This is a genomic window from Bacteroidota bacterium (assembly GCA_030706565.1).
In the GTDB taxonomy this organism is placed as follows: domain Bacteria; phylum Bacteroidota; class Bacteroidia; order Bacteroidales; family JAUZOH01; genus JAUZOH01.
The window spans coordinates 1-2,091 of record JAUZOH010000547.1 but is presented as its reverse complement, the minus strand read 5'-3'; the positions used below and the strand labels follow the sequence as shown (position 1 = coordinate 2,091).

Genomic DNA, 2,091 nt, shown 5'->3' with positions numbered 1-2,091 from the left:
TTTTAACATTCCAAAATGAAAAGAATCAGTTTTTTTATAGTTGTATCGTTATTTACCATGCAACTGTTTGGCCAGTCAGGGGGTAAAGCCCCGCAACTGGGAAAGGATAAAATCAAAGATGTTATTGCGGCGATGACGCCAGAAGAGAAGGTGGACCTACTGATAGGAGTAGGTGGTGCAATCAATTCAGAGCCGGAAGGGGAGAAGAATGTGGTGGTAAACGGAGCAGCCGGACGTACATGGGGCATTCCCCGTTTAGGCATTACCTCTGCTGTATTGTGTGACGGGCCCGCCGGGTTGCGGATCAATCCTACCCGTAAGGATGCAACCCAGACATATTACTGCACTGCATTTCCAACAGCCACAGCGCTTGCCACCACCTGGAATCCTCAGGTAGTTGAGAATATCGGGAAAGCCATGGGGAATGAGGTGCTCGAATATGGCAGTGATGTATTACTGGCTCCGGCCATGAATATCCACCGCAATCCACTATGTGGACGTAATTTTGAATATTATTCGGAAGATCCTTTGCTGTCCGGAAAAATGGGAGCAGCCATGGTCCGTGGTTTACAATCCAACGGGGTGGGAACATCCGTAAAACATTTTGTAGCCAACAACCAGGAGACCAACCGGACGAAAGTCAACGAAATCGTCAGCCAGCGCGCATTAAGGGAGATCTACCTGAGGGGATTTGAAATAGCAGTCAAAGAATCCCAGCCCTGGACGATCATGTCGTCTTACAATAAATTAAATGGTTTTTATACTTCCGAAAATCATGACCTGATCACGACCATTCTTCGCAATGAATGGGGTTTCAAGGGAATGGTCATGACCGACTGGGGCGGAGGCGCCGATGCAGTAGCCCAGATGAAGGCAGGAAACGATTTGATCCAGCCGGGGAACCACCAGCGTGCCGAATTGTTGGAAGCATTAAAAAATAAAACGATAGATGAAAAAGTTTTGGACCGTAACCTGGAGAGGATCCTGGACTTTATTATGAAAACTCCCCGATTTAAAGGTTATGCATTTACCAATCACCCGGATTTGAAAGCCCATCTGGAAGCTGCCCGGGAAGCTGCCTGCGAGGGCATGGTATTGTTAAAGAACGGCAACAATAGCCTTCCTTTTAAAAAGGTAAAGAATGTAGCCCTTTTCGGCAAAACATCTTACAGGTTTATCGTAGGAGGGACCGGCAGCGGCAGAGTGAATTATGAATCTGCAGCATCCATCAAGGATGAATTTGTCAATGCAGGCTATAAAGTGGTAAAACCCCTGGAAGATATCTATACGGACTTTGTAAAGGAAGTGATGTCCAATACCAAAGGGGATAAATTGAATGCCGTTGATTTTCATTCAGAACTGCCCCTTTCCAAAGATCAGATTGCAGCGCAGGTAAAGAGTTCTGATGTTGCAGTAATTACCATAGGCCGGAATGCAGGCGAAGGCAGGGACAGAGATGCAAAAGATTTTGATTTGTCAGAGACTGAGGTGAATTTAATAAAAGATGTTTGCGAGGCCTATCATGCAGCAGGTAAAAAAGTAATCGTTGTGCTTAATATCGGCGGGGTAATTTCAACAGCCGACTGGGGTAAATCAGCAGATGCCATAGTGTTGTCCTGGCAAACCGGTCAGAAAGGAGCCAGTGCACTGGTCGATATCTTAAAGGGCAAGGTTAACCCATCAGGGAAATTGCCTATGAGCTTCCCCCTGGCATACCAGGATGTACCTTCTTCAAAAACATTTGCGGGTGAACCCAAAGACAATCCAATAAATTCATTTTACAATGAAGGGATTTATGTAGGATACCGTTATTATGAGACATTTAAGGTTCCAACCGCTTATGAATTCGGTTATGGACTTTCTTATACCAACTTTAAATATTCAGATCTTACTTTGAGCAGCAACACCTTCTCTGATTCTTTAACAGTTAAGGTAACTGTAAAAAACACAGGGAAGGTAGCAGGGAAGGAAGTAGCAGAACTGTATCTTAGTGCTCCCCGTACCGAAATACAAAAGCCAGAAGAGGAATTAAAGGGCTTTGCGAAGACAAAATTATTGAAACCTGGGGAAAGTCAGGAACTTACATTCAGT

The 2,091-nt window shown here is 44.9% G+C and carries 1 protein-coding gene; it reads left to right on the top strand.

The window, feature by feature from the left end; all coding sequences use genetic code 11:
• Nucleotides 1–15: 15 nt before the first annotated feature.
• The coding region (locus Q8907_16645; GenBank protein MDP4275898.1) for a glycoside hydrolase family 3 C-terminal domain-containing protein at nt 16–2,091 on the top strand (2,076 nt) is incomplete at its 3' end.